Source organism: Bacillus sp. FSL W8-1141 (assembly GCF_038593205.1).
In the GTDB taxonomy this organism is placed as follows: Bacteria; Bacillota; Bacilli; order Bacillales; family Bacillaceae; genus Bacillus; species Bacillus altitudinis.
Window position 1 is genome coordinate 1,602,808 of the sequence record NZ_CP151973.1, and the last position, 16,631, is coordinate 1,619,438.

Annotated in this window: 10 protein-coding genes; all 10 read left to right on the plus strand. The window is 42.2% G+C overall.

Annotated elements, in window-relative coordinates; all coding sequences use genetic code 11:
* The first annotated feature begins 1 nt into the window (after position 1).
* On the plus strand, positions 2-559 hold the full coding sequence (frr, locus tag NSQ52_RS08150; protein ID WP_008344764.1) for a ribosome recycling factor: 558 nt from the start codon (positions 2-4) through the stop codon (positions 557-559).
* Between the two features lie 129 nt (positions 560-688).
* Positions 689-1,471: an isoprenyl transferase gene (locus NSQ52_RS08155; protein ID WP_007499552.1), complete on the plus strand. Its 783-nt coding sequence runs from the start codon at positions 689-691 to the stop codon at positions 1,469-1,471.
* A gap of 12 nt (positions 1,472-1,483) precedes the next feature.
* A complete protein-coding gene (locus NSQ52_RS08160) occupies positions 1,484-2,278 on the plus strand; it encodes a phosphatidate cytidylyltransferase (protein WP_007499550.1) in 795 nt (264 codons plus the stop codon).
* A 39-nt stretch (positions 2,279-2,317) separates the two neighbouring features.
* Positions 2,318-3,469 carry a 1-deoxy-D-xylulose-5-phosphate reductoisomerase gene (gene dxr / locus NSQ52_RS08165; RefSeq protein WP_017359078.1) on the plus strand — a complete coding sequence of 384 codons (1,152 nt, stop codon included), beginning with the start codon at positions 2,318-2,320 and terminating at the stop codon, positions 3,467-3,469.
* A gap of 6 nt (positions 3,470-3,475) precedes the next feature.
* Entirely contained in the window at positions 3,476-4,741 is a 1,266-nt protein-coding gene (rseP, locus tag NSQ52_RS08170) for an RIP metalloprotease RseP (protein ID WP_007499546.1), read from the plus strand.
* An 80-nt stretch (positions 4,742-4,821) separates the two neighbouring features.
* Positions 4,822-6,519 carry a proline--tRNA ligase gene (locus NSQ52_RS08175; RefSeq protein ID WP_327878335.1) on the plus strand — a complete coding sequence of 566 codons (1,698 nt, stop codon included), beginning with the start codon at positions 4,822-4,824 and terminating at the stop codon, positions 6,517-6,519.
* A gap of 135 nt (positions 6,520-6,654) precedes the next feature.
* A complete protein-coding gene (locus NSQ52_RS08180; protein ID WP_253718760.1) occupies positions 6,655-10,908 on the plus strand; it encodes a PolC-type DNA polymerase III in 4,254 nt (1,417 codons plus the stop codon).
* Positions 10,909-11,331: 423 nt separating this feature from the next.
* Positions 11,332-13,182, plus strand: coding sequence for a glycoside hydrolase family 9 protein (locus tag NSQ52_RS08185; protein ID WP_342474045.1), 1,851 nt, complete (start codon positions 11,332-11,334; stop codon positions 13,180-13,182).
* Positions 13,183-13,199: 17 nt separating this feature from the next.
* Complete coding sequence (locus NSQ52_RS08190; RefSeq protein ID WP_340936461.1) at positions 13,200-15,308, plus strand: glycoside hydrolase family 48 protein; 2,109 nt, start codon at positions 13,200-13,202, stop codon at positions 15,306-15,308.
* Between the two features lie 79 nt (positions 15,309-15,387).
* Complete coding sequence (locus NSQ52_RS08195; RefSeq protein WP_041507294.1) at positions 15,388-16,614, plus strand: endo-1,4-beta-xylanase; 1,227 nt, start codon at positions 15,388-15,390, stop codon at positions 16,612-16,614.
* The last annotated feature ends 17 nt before the right edge of the window (positions 16,615-16,631 follow it).

The following is a 16,631-nucleotide window of genomic DNA, read 5'->3' on the forward strand; positions in this document are numbered from 1 at the left end:
CGTGTCAAAAGAAGTGTTGAACCAAACAAAAGAAAAAATGGAAAAAGCCGTTCAAGCATACGGACGTGAACTAGCAACTGTCCGTGCGGGCAGAGCTAATGCTTCCCTTTTAGACAAAGTAACAGTGGATTACTATGGTGCGCAAACACCACTAAACCAAATTGCGTCAATTACAGTGCCAGAAGCACGTATGCTGATTATCACACCTTACGATAAAACAGCGATCGGTGATATCGAAAAGGCGATCCAAAAGTCTGATCTTGGTATCACACCAACAAGTGACGGGAACGTGATCCGTATTGCGATCCCAGCACTAACAGAAGAAAGACGTAAAGAACTTGTAAAAGTTGTGAGAAAATACTCAGAAGAAGCAAAAGTAGCTGTTCGTAACGTTCGTCGTGATGCAAACGATGAATTGAAAAAGCTAGAGAAAAATGGGGAGATCACTGAAGATGAATTAAGATCATCTACAGAGGATGTTCAAAAATTGACAGATGAATATGTCGCTAAAATTGATGAAGTGACAAAAGATAAAGAAAAAGAAATCATGGAAGTTTAAGAAAAAACTATGTACAATAGATAATAGTGAAAAGACCCTCTTCATGTTTACAGGGGGTTTTTTTGTTAATACTGTTGAGGACTATATTATTAGCGGGAACGCAACCTTTTTGGGTGATGGAGGAATCTCATGCTCAATATACTCAAAAATTGGAAGAATCAGCAAACAGCAGCTTCCAACTTAGAAAGCCTGACAAAAGAAGACATATTAAATGGAGAAATTCCTGAACATATCGCCATTATCATGGATGGGAATGGAAGATGGGCGAAGAAACGTGCACTTCCACGGGTAGCAGGACATCATGAAGGAATGAAAGTTGTCAAGCGCATGACCAAGCTTGCAAATGAGCTGAATGTCAAAGTGCTGACTTTGTATGCTTTCTCTACAGAAAATTGGAAACGTCCAAAACTAGAAGTAGACTTTTTAATGAAGCTTCCTGAAGAGTTTCTAAACATCTATCTGCCTGAACTCATCGAGGAAAATGTCCGTGTACGTTTAACAGGTGATCCAGACGGCCTCCCGCAGCATACGAAAAAAGCGGTAGAGAACGCAGTGAAGAGTACGGCGAATAATGACGGACTCATTTTAAATTTTGCGCTCAATTATGGAGGACGGACAGAAATTATTTCTGCATGCAGACAAATTTCTGAAAAAGTCAAAGAAGGCAAGCTTCGAGCAGAAGACATCACAGAAGAGATGTTTTCAGCGTATTTAATGACAGAATCTCTTCAAGATCCGGATTTGCTTATTCGCACGAGTGGAGAAATTAGATTAAGCAACTTTATGCTTTGGCAAATTGCGTACAGTGAGTTTGTCTTTACGGATGTGCTTTGGCCTGACTTTTCTGATGAGCATCTCATAGGCGCTATCGGAGAGTACCAGCGCCGCGGCCGGAGGTTCGGTGGAATTTAGAGGGTGGTGCAGATGAAACAAAGAATTTTGACGGGTGTTCTGGCAGCTGCAGTGTTTTTACTTGCAGTGATTTATGGACAAATGCCGTTTACCCTGCTGATTTATTTAATGGGAAGTGTCGCTCTCTTTGAGCTTCTTAGAATGAAAAAGATTTCGATTTTCAGCTTTCCTGGCATTGTCAGCTTAATATTGCTTTGGCTTTTAATGGGCGGAGAAAATAGCTTCTTCCCGAACGTAGACGCATCAAAAATGCAGATTGCTTTATTTGCAGTCTTAATCCTTTTAACTTATACAGTTCTGAGCAAAAACTCTTTCACATTCGATGAGGTTGCTTTTGTTATATTAGCCACATTATATATTGGCGTTAGTTTCTATTATTTTATTCAAATTAGAGGCTTGTATGGCATGAGTGCGATCTTCTTCGCAGCGGTGATTATTTGGTCCACTGACTCAGGTGCCTATTTTATTGGGAAATCTATGGGGAAACGAAAGCTTTGGCCAGAGATCAGCCCAAACAAAACAGTAGAAGGATTTATCGGCGGAATCGTCACAGCGGTCGTGCTGTCACTTGTGTTCCAGGCGGTTACAGGATTTTTGCCATCATATCTGCTTGTTATGTTTATTACTCTTTTGCTCAGTATTTTTGGACAGCTTGGCGACCTTGTGGAATCTGCTTTAAAGCGTCATTACCATGTGAAGGATTCAGGGACAATACTCCCAGGTCATGGCGGAATTTTGGACAGGTTTGACAGCTTTTTATTCGTTCTGCCGTTTTTATATTTATTGCTGGCCACGTTTGCTAGCTAACCTCATAGAAACTAATTGAACGAGAGAAGGAGTGGCAATTTGAAATATATTTCGCTATTAGGCGCAACAGGATCAATTGGAGAACAAACATTAGATGTGATCAGGCAGCATCCAGACAAATTCAAGTTGAAAGCGATGACGTTTGGCAGAAATATAGACAAGGCCATCCCTATCATTGAACAATTTCAGCCTGAATTTGTTGGATGTGTAGACGAAGCGACCTATCGCACGTTAAAAGGTCATTCATTTCAATACGATGTCAAAATGGCTGCGGGTGATGAAGCAAACATCGAAGCAGCGACCTATGATGCAGTGGATGTTGTGGTCAATGCACTAGTAGGAAGTGTCGGACTTGTGCCGACATTAAAAGCCATTGAACAAAAAAAGACGATCGCACTTGCAAATAAGGAAACACTTGTGACAGCTGGTCATATAGTAAAAGAGTACGCCAAAAAGTATGACGTGCCTTTACTTCCTGTCGATAGTGAACACTCCGCTATTTTTCAATCCCTGCAAGGTGAACAAGCTAAAAACATTGAACGCTTAATCGTCACAGCTTCAGGCGGCAGTTTCCGAGATAAAAAACGCACGGAGCTTGAAGGTGTAACGGTAGAAGAAGCGCTGAATCATCCGAACTGGTCCATGGGCGCAAAAATCACGATCGATTCAGCGACCATGATGAATAAGGGGCTTGAGGTGATTGAGGCGCATTGGCTGTTTGATATCCCATACGATCAAATTGATGTGCTGTTACATAAAGAGAGCATCATCCATTCCATGGTGGAATTCCATGATAAAAGTGTCATGGCTCAGTTAGGTACACCTGACATGAGGGTTCCGATTCAATACGCGCTCACTTATCCTGATAGAGCGCCATTAAAAGAAGCGAAATCATTAAACCTTTGGGAGATTGGACAATTAAATTTCCAAAAAGCGGATTTTGACAGGTATCGCTGCTTACATTTTGCTTATGAATCAGGTAAAATAGGAGGGACAATGCCTACTGTGCTTAATGCAGCCAATGAAATAGCTGTTGATGCATTTTTAAAAGGCAAAGTAACGTTCCTGCAAATTGAAGAATTGATTGAAAAGGCACTGAACAGACATCATGTGATTTCAACGCCTAGTTTGCAAGATATCCATGAAGTGGACAAAGATACACGAGACTTTGTTCAATCAATCCTCGCATAAGGTGGTATGTTCGTGAATACAGTGATTGCGTTTATTATTATTTTTGGAACGCTCGTTTTTTTCCACGAGCTTGGCCATTTAATTATGGCGCAGCGCGCAGGCATTTTATGCCGCGAGTTCGCAATTGGTTTTGGACCGAAGATTTTCTCCTTTAAACGAAAAGAAACCGTCTATACCATCAGACTTCTGCCAATCGGCGGATTTGTTAAAATGGCTGGAGAAGACCCTGAAGTCATTGAAATTAAACCGGGTCATACAGTGGGGCTCTTATTCAATGAGCAAAATGAAGTAGAAAAAATCATTTTAAATGATAAAGAGAAATATCCTGATGCACTTGTCATTGAAGTTGAACAAATTGATTTAGATCATGCGATGAGAATTTCAGGATATGAGGCTGGAAATGAAGACATTCTGACTGGCTACAATGTAAGCCAAACAAGCTTCTATATTGCAGATGGTGAAGAAATTCAAATTGCGCCATACAACCGTCAGTTTGGTTCAAAAACAGTATGGCAGCGTATTAAAGCCATTGCAGCTGGACCGATTATGAACTTTATCCTGGCATATGTGATTCTAGTGGCTTTAGGATTTATTCAAGGTGTAACCGTGGATGATCCTGTACTTGGTAAGCTGACAAAAGACGGCCGGGCAGCGCAAGCTGGGCTTATGCAGGGAGATCATATCGTTTCAATTAATGGGGATAAAATGAATTCTTGGACAGACGTTGTTCAAACGGTTCAAAAGAACCCAGATAAAAAAATGAATGTCGTCATTGACCGAGATGGTAAAGAAAGCACCATTCAAGTTGTACCGGAAGCTGTGAAGGCCGAAGGAAAAACCATTGGCCGTTTTGGCTCTTACCCGCCAACAGAAAATGGCTTTCTCAAAGTCATCTCATCCTCAGGAACGACAGTGATATCTACAGCAGGTCTTATCTTAACGAACTTGCAAAAGATTGTCACAGGACAATTTTCATTAGATATGCTTGCAGGTCCTGTTGGAATATATGACATGACAGGAGAAGTAGCGAAACAAGGTGTGTTAACATTAATGCAGTTTGCTGCGTTTCTTAGTATCAACTTAGGGATCGTGAATTTATTACCGATTCCTGCATTAGACGGAGGAAGATTACTTTTCCTATTCGTTGAAGCCATTCGCGGCAAACCAATTAATCGTGAGAAAGAGGCACTTGTTGTCTTCATTGGTGTTGCGTTCCTCATGCTATTAATGCTAGTAGTGACATGGAATGACATCCAGCGATTATTTTTATAAAAACCAATGTCTCTTGTTTCTCATTCTGGGAAACAAGAGTTTTTGTGAGAAGTCCTATTTCTTAAATGAGGTGTAACGACATGAGACAATCCCTGACTTTCATTCCAACTCTTCGAGAGGTGCCGGCAGATGCTGAGGCAAAAAGTCATCAGCTATTAGTAAGAGCTGGATTTATTAGACAAAACACGAGCGGTATCTATCATTATCTGCCGCTAGCACATAAAGTGATTCAGCACATTCAATCCATTGTTCGCAAGGAAATGGAAAAGGCGGGTGCAGCTGAGCTGTTAATGCCAGTGCTGCAGCAAGCAGAAATGTGGCAAGAGTCAGGAAGATGGTATACATACGGTCCAGAACTCATGCGTATGAAAGATCGCCACGGCCGCGAGTTTGCACTTGGCCCAACACACGAAGAAGTGATCACATCACTCGTACGCAGTGAAGTCAAATCGTATAAAAAGCTTCCTTTGACACTTTATCAAATCCAATCTAAATTCCGTGATGAACAAAGACCTCGCTTTGGGTTATTGCGCGGACGTGAATTTATTATGAAGGACGCCTATTCATTCCACTCTTCACCAGAGAGCCTTGATGACACATACAACAAAATGTTTACAGCTTACTCGAATGTCTTTTCAAAAGTAGGTCTTAACTTTAGACCCGTCATTGCCGATTCTGGGGCAATGGGAGGAAAAGATACACATGAGTTTATGGCACTGTCAGAAGTAGGAGAAGATACAATCGCATACTCTGACACATCTTCCTACGCTGCGAACATTGAAATGGCTGAGGCTGTGTATCACGGAGAAGAAGCAAACCCTGCGGACTTCAAAGAACTCGAGAAAGTACACACGCCGCAGGTGAAGACGATACAAGATGTTGCGTCATTCTTAGAAGTGGATCCTTCTACATGTATCAAATCTGTCTTGTTTAAAGCGGACGATGCGTATGTACTTGTCCTGACAAGAGGCGATCATGAAGTAAATGATGTGAAAGTGAAAAACTTAGTTGGAGCACAGCTTGTAGAGCTTGCTTCACGTGAGGAAGTACTAGACGTGATCGGAACAGAACCAGGATTTGTTGGACCAGTGAAGCTTGAAGCGGAAGTAACGATTTATGCAGACCACGCTGTAAAAGGAATGACAAATGCAGTTGCAGGTGCAAATGAATCGGATTATCACTATGTCAATGTTAATCCTGCTCGTGATCTATCAGTGAAGGAATATACAGATCTTCGCTTGATTCAAGAAGGAGACGTTTCTCCAGATGGTGAAGGTACAATCCAGTTCGCAAAAGGAATTGAAGTAGGACAAGTCTTTAAGCTAGGCACACGTTATTCAGAGGCAATGGATGCAACATACCTCGATGAAAATGGACGTGCGCAGCCAATGATCATGGGCTGCTATGGCATCGGAATTTCTAGAACCCTTTCTGCGATTGTTGAACAACATCATGATGACAAGGGGATTATTTGGCCAGAAACAGTTGCGCCATATGATCTTCATCTACTTGCCTTAAATATGAAAAACGATGCACAAAAGGAACTGGCTGAAACGCTGTATGAGCGTTTACAGGAAGAGGGCTATGAAGTCCTTTTCGATGACCGCCAAGAGCGTGCAGGCGTCAAATTTGCCGACAGTGACTTAATTGGACTGCCAATTCGCATTAGCTGCGGGAAACGTTCAGAAGAAGGAATTGTCGAAGTGAAATTCAGAAAATCAGGTGAATCACACGAAGTATCTGTTGATGAACTGATTTCATTTATACGCCAAGCATAAAAAACGAACAAAAAAATGAAGGTACCTCCTGCAAAAAAGAGGTACCTTTCTGATTTGCAAAAGGAGGGTCCTGTCTTGGATGAACAATTACCGATTACCCGGCGGCAATTTCATATATTACTCAATCAGATTCAAATGACAGATGATGACCTCAGCCGTTACTTTGAAGAAGGCGAGATCGTCAAATTGACGGTGCATAAGGCGGCAAAAACGTGGCATTTTCTTTTTAAATTTAAGGCACTTTTGCCTTACAAAGTATATGCAATGTTTTTAAGCAGGCTGACAAATGCATTTTCTCATATCGCACAAGTCACTTGTACGATTGAAGTCAATGATCCGCACATATCTGAAGAGCTCGTTCAATCGTATTGGTCACATTGTGTGGAAGAGCTTCAAGGAATTTCTCCCCCAATCATCAGCTTGCTTCAACAGCAAAAACCAGTGCTGTCTGGACATAAGATCATCATCAAAACAAAAAGCGAAACTGAGGCTCTGGCCATCAAGAAGAAATATAGCCCAATGCTTCAGGCTGCATTTAAACAAGTCGGTTTTCCAGAACTTCAATTTGATACAGAAATTTTTGTATCAGATCAAGAGATTCAGAAGTTCAGAGAACAAAAACTTGCTGAAGATCAAGAAAGAGCCATGCAAGCCCTTGTTGAGATGGAGAAGAAGGAAAGTGAGGATCAAGAGGAAGCTCCTTCTGGCCCACTGATGATTGGCTATCAAATCAAAGACAATGAAGAAATACGTACGCTTGATAGTATTATGGACGAAGAAAGACGAATCACCGTCCAAGGATACGTGTTTGATGCAGAAACGCGCGAACTAAAAAGCGGCAGAACCCTTTGTATCTTTAAAATTACCGATTATACGAATAGTATTTTGATCAAAATGTTTGCGAGAGAAAAAGAAGATGCTCAGCTCATGAAATCCTTGAAAAAAGGGATGTGGGTCAAAGCAAGAGGAAGCATTCAAAACGATACGTTTGTGAGAGATCTTGTCATGATCGCAAATGACGTCAATGAAATGAAACCTCAGCTGAAAGAAGATACTGCACCAGAGGGAGAAAAGCGTGTTGAGCTTCATTTGCATTCGCCAATGAGCCAGATGGATGCTGTCACTGGCATCGGTAGACTTGTTGAACAAGCAAAAAAATGGGGGCATGAGGCCATTGCCCTGACAGATCACGCCGTTGTACAATCCTTTCCAGATGCGTATGCAGCAAGTAAAAAGCATGGCATCAAAATGATGTACGGGGTGGAAATCAATTTAGTCGATGACGGGGTGCCGATTGCGTATAATCCAGAGCACCGCTTGTTAGAAGATGCGACGTTTGTCGTATTTGATGTTGAGACAACGGGACTCTCTGCTGTGTATGATACGATCATTGAGCTTGCAGCTGTGAAAATCAAAGGCGGGGAAATCATTGACCGCTTTGAGGCATTTGCAAACCCTCATCATCCGTTATCAGCAACAACCATTGAACTAACCGGTATCACGGATGACATGGTGAGAGATGCACCAGATGTGGTCGATGTTGTTCGAGATTTCAAAGAGTGGATTGGACAAGATATCCTTGTTGCTCACAATGCGAGCTTTGATATGGGCTTTTTAAATGCAGCATATAAGCGCCTGTTAAAAACAGATAAAGCGTCAAACCCTGTCATTGATACACTAGAACTCGGCCGATTCCTTTATCCTGAATTTAAAAATCACCGGCTGAACACGCTGTGTAAAAAGTTTGATATTGAACTCACGCAGCATCACCGGGCGATTTATGATGCAGAAGCAACTGGTTACCTCATGCTGAAGATGCTAAAAGATGCGGCTGAAAAAGAGATTGCTTACCACGATCAATTGAATGAAAACATGGGACAGTCCAATGCGTATCAGCGCTCACGTCCTTACCATGCAACCGTGATTGCACAAAATGAGACGGGTCTAAAGAATTTATTTAAGCTTGTTTCACTTTCTCATATTCATTATTTCTACCGCGTGCCGCGTATCCCTCGCTCACAGCTTGAGAAATATCGAGAAGGTTTAATTGTTGGGTCTGCTTGTGATAAGGGTGAAGTGTTTGAAGGGATGATGCAGAAGTCACCTGATGAGGTAGAAGACATTGCCGCATTTTACGACTATTTAGAAGTTCATCCGCCAGAAGTGTATCAGCATTTACTCCAGCTGGAGCTTGTTCGGGATGAACGTGCATTAAAAGAGATCATCACAAACATTGTGAAACTTGGTGAAAAACTGAATAAACCAGTCGTGGCGACTGGAAATGTGCACTACCTGCATCCAGAAGACAAAATTTATCGCAAAATCTTAATTTCATCACAAGGCGGGGCGAATCCGCTGAATCGTCATGAACTGCCAAAAGTTCATTTTAGAACAACTGATGAAATGCTAGAAGCATTCTCTTTCCTTGGAGACGAGAAGGCGAAAGAGATTGTCGTGACGAATACGCAAAAAGTATCTGAGATGGTCGAAAGTATTAAACCAATCAAAGACGATCTTTATACACCAAAAATCGAAGGTGCAGATGAAGAAATTCGGGAAATGAGCTATAACATGGCTCGTAGCATCTACGGTGACGATTTACCGAAAATTGTAGAAGACCGGATTGAGAAAGAATTAAAGAGTATTATTGGTCACGGTTTCGCTGTTATTTATTTAATTTCTCATAAGCTTGTTAAGAAATCACTTGATGATGGATATCTAGTTGGTTCAAGGGGATCAGTTGGTTCATCTCTCGTTGCGACATTAACAGAGATTACAGAAGTAAACCCGCTTGCGCCGCACTATGTATGTCCAAGTTGCAAGCACTCTGAGTTCTTTAATGACGGATCGGTTGGCTCAGGATTTGACCTTCCTGATAAAGACTGTCCTGAATGCGGGACGCCGTATAAAAAAGACGGACACGATATTCCGTTTGAAACGTTCTTAGGTTTTAAAGGAGATAAAGTGCCTGATATCGACTTGAACTTCTCAGGAGAATATCAGCCGATTGCCCATAACTATACGAAAGAGTTGTTTGGTGAAGAGTATGTATACCGCGCAGGTACAATCGGTACCGTTGCAGAAAAAACGGCATATGGTTATGTGAAAGGCTACGCAGGAGATCATAACCTTCATATGAGAGGTGCTGAAATTGACCGGCTCGTACAGGGCTGTACGGGCGTCAAACGGACAACAGGCCAACATCCAGGCGGTATTATCGTCGTGCCGGATTATATGGACATTTACGATTTCTCACCAATACAATATCCAGCAGATGCGACAGGTTCTGATTGGAAAACGACGCATTTTGATTTCCATTCAATCCATGATAACTTGCTGAAACTAGATATTCTTGGACACGATGATCCAACGGTCATTCGGATGCTTCAGGACTTGAGCGGAATTGATCCAAAAACGATTCCGACAGATGATCCTGAGGTCATGAAAATCTTCCAAGGAACGGAACCTCTCGGTGTCACAGAAGAACAAATTGGATGTAAAACGGGAACACTTGGGATCCCAGAGTTTGGCACAAGGTTTGTTCGTCAGATGCTTGAGGATACAAAACCGACCACCTTCTCGGAGCTTGTTCAGATCTCTGGTCTATCTCACGGTACAGATGTATGGCTCGGCAACGCCCAAGAGCTGATTCATAATAAAACGTGTGAACTAAGCGAAGTGATTGGCTGTCGTGATGATATTATGGTCTATCTGATTTATCAAGGTTTAGAGCCGTCACTTGCCTTTAAAATCATGGAATCTGTTCGTAAAGGGAAGGGACTTCCTCCTGAATGGGAAGAAGAAATGAAGAATAATAACGTACCGAACTGGTACATTGATTCTTGTAAAAAGATTAAATACATGTTCCCTAAAGCCCACGCGGCTGCTTATGTATTAATGGCCGTTCGGATTGCTTATTTCAAGGTGCACCATGCACTTCTGTACTATGCGGCTTATTTTACCGTTCGTGCTGATGATTTTGATATCGAAACGATGACAAAAGGATCGAATGCGATTCGAGCGGTCATGGACGATATTAACTCAAAAGGTCTTGATGCATCACCGAAAGAGAAGAACCTATTAACTGTACTAGAGCTTGCACTTGAAATGTGTGAAAGAGGCTATCACTTTAAAAAAGTAGACCTATACCGGTCAAGTGCCACTGAGTTTATCATTGATGGAGACGGGCTAATCCCGCCATTCAACTCCATCCCTGGACTCGGAACAAACGTTGCGTTAAATATTGTACGCGCACGCCAAGATGGTGAATTCCTTTCAAAAGAAGATTTACAAAAACGAGGAAAAGTGTCTAAGACCATCCTTGAGTATTTGGATCGTCAAGGTTGCTTAGAAGCACTTCCTGATCAAAACCAGCTTTCTTTGTTCTAATGTGAAAAATGAGGAGCGCCCTTAAAGGGCGTTCTTTTTTGTATATACAATAATATTATTATGTTAACTAAATATTTTAACTGGAATTATTTTCTTGTTGTTTCATATATCTTGATTTAACGTCGTGTTTTGAGAGAAGAGATTGTATGTCATTCTTTCTACCCAAATAGAGCAAAAAAGAGAATTTAGCCGTCTGAAATGTTCTCATACGACATATGATCATTTTGGGTACAGTCACATGAAGAATCAGGAGAAAACCACCCTCGGTGAGCGTCAAGCTGATGGCTGTTTACTATGCACATTTTTGAAACACGCTTGATTCTTTTCAACACTGTACAAAACACGAACGGAATAAAAAGGAGGTGGTCATTTCTTGTTCAATGTTTCACGTTTAAGAAAAAAGAAGGGGTGAGAAGTAGGTACATGTCAGATTACAACTATGTAGAGGTGCTTCAAAAATCCATTTTGTTTTACGAAGCCCAGCGTTCCGGAAAGCTTCCTGAAAGCAATCGTCTTAACTGGCGAGGGGATTCTGGACTAGAGGATGGGAAAGATGTTGGTCATGATTTAACAGGCGGCTGGTACGATGCTGGTGATCATGTGAAGTTCGGGCTTCCGATGGCTTACTCTGCAACCGTGCTTGCATGGACAGTCTATGAGTACCGAGAAGCTTACGAAGAGGCAGAGCTGCTTGATGATATGTTAGATCAAATCAAGTGGGCAACCGATTATTTTTTGAAAGCCCATACAGGTCCAAATGAATTTTGGGCACAAGTAGGCGATGGGAATGCGGATCATGGCTGGTGGGGTCCAGCAGAAGTGATGCCGATGAACCGGCCGGCATTTAAAATTGATGAACATTGTCCAGGAACAGAAGTAGCCGCCCAAACCGCAGCCGCTTTAGCAGCAGGTTCAATTATTTTTAAAGAAACTGATGCGCCTTATGCAGCAAAACTTCTCACCCATGCAAAGCAGCTTTATGCATTTGCTGACCAATATCGCGGTGAGTATACAGATTGTGTCACCAATGCGCAGCCATTTTATAACTCTTGGAGCGGCTATATTGATGAGCTCATTTGGGGTGGAATATGGCTGTACTTGGCGACAAATGACCAGACCTATTTAAACAAAGCACTAAAAGCAGTAGAAGAATGGCCGAAGGATTGGGACTATACGTTTACGATGTCGTGGGACAATACCTTTTTTGCTTCGCAAATTTTACTTGCGAGAATCACAAAGGAGAAAAGGTTTATCGAATCGACGGAGCGTAATCTCGATTACTGGTCGACGGGTTTTGTTCAAAATGGAAAAGTAGAAAGAATCACTTATACGCCTGGCGGACTAGCGTGGTTAGATCAATGGGGTTCACTTCGTTATACAGCAAATGCTGCATTTTTAGCGTTTGTTTACGCAGATTGGGTCTCTGATCAAGAAAAAAAGAATCGATACCAAACATTTGCGATCAGGCAAACACACTATATGTTAGGGGATAATCCGCAAAATAGAAGCTATGTCGTTGGGTTTGGCAAAAATCCGCCGATGCATCCACACCATCGAACTGCACATGGCTCATGGTCTAATCAGCTGACAACTCCTTCTTCTCATCGGCACACGCTTTATGGAGCGCTTGTTGGGGGGCCTAATGCACAGGATCAGTATACCGATGACATCTCTGACTATGTATCAAACGAGGTAGCAACAGACTATAATGCCGCCTTTACTGGAAATGTAGCCAAAATGGTGCAGCTGTTTGGTCAGGGGCAGTCAAAGCTGCCGAATTTTCCGCCTAAAGAAAAAGTGGAAGATGAGTTTTTTGTAGAGGCAGCTGTCATGAGTAACGATACAACATCTACTCAGATCAAAGCCATTCTATACAATCGATCAGGCTGGCCGGCCAGAAGTAGTCAATCACTTTCTTTTAGATATTATGTCAATCTAAGCGAGATATTTGCGAAGGGATTCACTGATAAAGATATTCAAGTGACAGCTGTCTACAATGAAGGCGCTTCCTTATCTCCGTTAACGGTGTATGACGCATCATCCCATATCTATTTTACAGAAATCGATTTTACTGGCGTAGCTATTTTTCCAGGAGGCGAATCGCTTCATAAGAAGGAAATACAGTTCCGGTTATCTGCGCCAAATGGTGCGAATATATGGGATGCCTCAAATGATTATTCCTTTCAAGGATTAACATCCAATATGCAAAAAACAGCGAGAATTCCTGTTTTTGATCAAGGTGATTTAGTATTTGGTACGCTTCCGAATAAATAAATATAAAGGGTGAGGACATGACAAATAAAGAACGGTTTTTAACACTTTATCATCAAATGAAAAACGAGACGAATGGATATTTTTCAAAAGAAGGCATTCCGTATCATTCCGTTGAGACACTCATTTGCGAGGCACCTGATTACGGACATATGACAACTTCAGAAGCTTACAGCTATTGGTTATGGCTTGAAGCATTGTATGGTCATTACACAGGCGATTGGAGCAAACTAGAAGCGGCTTGGGATAATATGGAGAAGTTTATCATTCCAGTAAACGAAGATGGACATGACGAACAGCCGCATATGAGTTCTTACAATCCATCCAGCCCAGCCACATACGCTTCAGAAAAACCATATCCAGATCAATATCCGAGTCAGTTGACGGGTGCTCGCCCTGCTGGTCAAGATCCAATTGATCATGAGCTGAGGTCAACTTACGGAACGAATGAAACGTATTTAATGCATTGGCTTCTTGATGTAGACAACTGGTATGAATATGGGAATTTGCTCAACCCATCACATACAGCCGCATATGTAAACACATTTCAGCGGGGTCCGCAAGAATCCGTATGGGAGGCCATCCCTCATCCATCACAAGATGATAAAACAGCCGGAAAGCCCAATGAAGGTTTCATGAGCTTGTTCACAAAAGAAAATCAAGCGCCCGCCGCCCAGTGGCGCTATACAAATGCGACGGATGCTGATGCGCGTGCAATACAGGCGATGTATTGGGCAAAGGAACTTGGCTATAATGGGTCAGTCTATCTTGATAAAGCGAAAAAGATGGGTGATTTCCTTCGTTACGGAATGTACGATAAATATTTTCAAACAATTGGAAGCGGCAAGCAAGGTAATCCGTATCCTGGAAATGGAAAAAGTGCATGTCATCACTTAATGGCATGGTACACCTCTTGGGGCGGGGGACTTGGAGAATATGCGAATTGGTCATGGCGTATCGGAGCGAGCCATTGTCATCAAGGGTATCAAAACCCAGTCGCTGCCTACGCTTTATCCTCAGATAAGGGAGGCTTAAAGCCATCGTCACCGACTGCTGCAAGTGATTGGGAAAAGACGTTAAAGAGACAGCTTGAATTTTACGTCTGGCTTCAATCAAAAGAGGGAGCGATTGCAGGAGGTGCTACCAACAGCTGGAATGGAGACTATAGCGCTTATCCAGCAGGAAGAAGCACATTTTATGATATGGCTTATGAAGATGCGCCTGTTTACCATGATCCTCCGTCCAATAATTGGTTTGGAATGCAAGCATGGCCGATTGAGCGTGTAGCAGAGCTTTATTATATCTTTGCAAAAGATGGCGACAAAACATCTGAAAATTTCCAAATGGCCAAATCTGTCATCACAAAATGGGTCAACTATTCACTAGATTATATTTTTATTGGCACGCGTCCTGTGTCGGATCAAGATGGGTATTTTTTAGATGGTCAGGGTCAAAGGATTCTAGGGGGGACAAATGTTGCTGTTGCTACGACGAGTGCACCTGGAGAGTTTTGGATTCCTGGGAATATAGAATGGAGCGGCCAGCCTGACACTTGGAGCGGGTTCCAATCTGCAACAGGTAATCCAAATTTAACGGCAGTTACAAAAGATCCTACTCAAGATACTGGTGTACTGGGCAGTCTAATCAAAGCACTCACATTCTTTGCTGCTGCAACAAAGAAAGAGACAGGAAACTACACAGCGCTTGGCATAAGAGCAAAAGAGACAGCGGCACAGCTCCTTGAGGTCGCTTGGAATTACAATGATGGTGTAGGGATTGTGACAGAGGAAGACAGAGAAGACTACCACCGTTTCTTTAAAAAAGAAGTGTACTTCCCAAATGGCTGGAATGGAACATTTGGTCAAGGAAATCAGATTCCTGGTTCCAGCACCATTCCTTCTGACCCGCAGCGAGGAGGTAACGGAGTGTATACGAGCTTTGCAGATCTTCGTCCTAAAATCAAGCAAGACCCAGCTTGGTCAGCTCTGGAGAGTAAATATCAAGCATCTTTTAATGAAGCGACAGGTAAATGGGAAAACGGAGCGCCAAGTTTCACCTATCATCGTTTCTGGTCGCAAGTTGATATGGCTACCGCTTATGCAGAATACCATCGTCTCATAAACGAATAGAACCTAGTGCAGCTGCCGGCTTTTTTAGCCGGCGGTTTCCTAATAAGATAAATGAAATGAAAGCAAAGGTGATGTCATCATGGTTAATAAGAAAGAATTTATGAATCATTCATCGAATGGCGGATCACAGGAACAAGAAAATCAAAGCTGGAGAAAAGAAGCAAATAATCGAATCTTACAACATAGACAAAGAGAGCTTGTCATAAACGTCATCAATAAGGAACAAAAGCCAGTTGCAGGAATAGAGGTAGAAATAAAACAAATCAGACATGAATTTGCATTTGGTTCAGCAATGAATGACCAAGTACTATTCAATCAAACGTATGCTGATTTTTTTGTTCAACATTTTAATTGGGCTGTGTTTGAAAATGAGGCAAAATGGTATGCAAATGAGCCTGAAAGAGGGAAAATAACCTACGAAAAAGCAGATGCCATGCTGAATTTTGCCAATAGACACCAAATTCCAGTGAGGGGGCACGCCTTATTTTGGGAGGTAGAGGATGCCAATCCAAACTGGCTGAAATCATTACCGAATCATGAAGTATATGAAGCCATGAAAAGGCGGCTTGAGCATGCAGGCAATCATTTCAAAGGGAAATTCCGTCATTGGGATGTAAACAACGAAATGATGCATGGTTCATTTTTTAAAGACCGGTTTGGGAAACAGATTTGGAAATGGATGTATGAAGAAACGAAAAAAATTGATCCTCAAGCCTTGCTGTTTGTCAATGATTATAATGTAATCTCATACGGCGAACATCACGCATATAAAGCACATATCAATGAACTTCGTCAGTTGGGGGCACCAGTTGAGGCCATTGGAGTTCAAGGTCACTTTGAAGATCGAGTGGATCCAGTCGTTGTAAAACAAAGACTAGATGTGCTTGCTGAGCTTGGTCTACCGATATGGGTGACAGAGTATGACTCTGTTCATCCGGATGCCAATAGACGAGCGGATAACTTAGAAGCTTTATATCGGGTTGCCTTTAGTCATCCAGCCGTAAAAGGTGTGCTGATGTGGGGATTTTGGGCGGGTGCTCATTGGAGAGGTGAGCACGCAGCCATCGTGAATCATGATTGGTCGTTAAATGAAGCAGGCAGGCGTTATGAAAAGCTTCTACAGGAGTGGACGACACAAAGAGTGGAAAAAACAGATGCGAATGGCCAAGTGACATGTCCAGCGTTTCACGGGACGTATGAGGTTCGAATTGGTGAAGAAAGTAAAATGTTGCAGCAGCAGACGATTGAACTTGATTCAACTAAACAAACACCGCTTCAATTAGATATCATCGTACCAGTAGAATAAGAGATTGTGAGGAGGAG